Below are 373 nucleotides of genomic sequence, written 5' to 3'. Positions count from 1 at the left end.
TGACCACCCGGCCGCCTTCGCGCACTTTGATTGTCAGCGCGTCGCACGACACAAAGGCGTACCCGCCGGGGTCTAGTGGGCGATTTTTGAAATCGGCGACCATGTCGTCAAGTTCTTCTGCCATGCGTGAGACTTGCGATTTCGACATGCTGGAAATCCCAAGTGTTGCCACCAGATCATTCATCCTGCGGGTGGAAACCCCTTTGAGGTAGCACGTGGCGATCACAGTCGATAAGGCCCGTTCTGTACGCGTACGGCGCTCTAACAGCCAGTCCGGGAAGAACGCACCGTGGCGCAGTTTCGGCACCGCCACGTCGATCGTGCCGACACGGGTGTCAAGGTCGCGGTGGCGATACCCGTTGCGGTGGTTGAC

The 373-nt window shown here is 59.5% G+C and carries 1 protein-coding gene; it reads right to left on the bottom strand.

Features of this window, described 5'->3' with window-relative positions; genetic code table 11:
* A partial coding sequence (locus QP891_RS11735; protein ID WP_284817092.1) for a transposase occupies window positions 1–373 on the bottom strand: 373 nt, incomplete at both ends.

Origin of the sequence: Corynebacterium sp. MSK310 (genome assembly GCF_030227355.1) — a bacterium.
Classification (GTDB): domain Bacteria; phylum Actinomycetota; class Actinomycetes; order Mycobacteriales; family Mycobacteriaceae; genus Corynebacterium; species Corynebacterium rhinophilum.
Note: the sequence above shows the minus strand (reverse complement) of the source record. Positions and strands in the feature narration are given on the sequence as shown.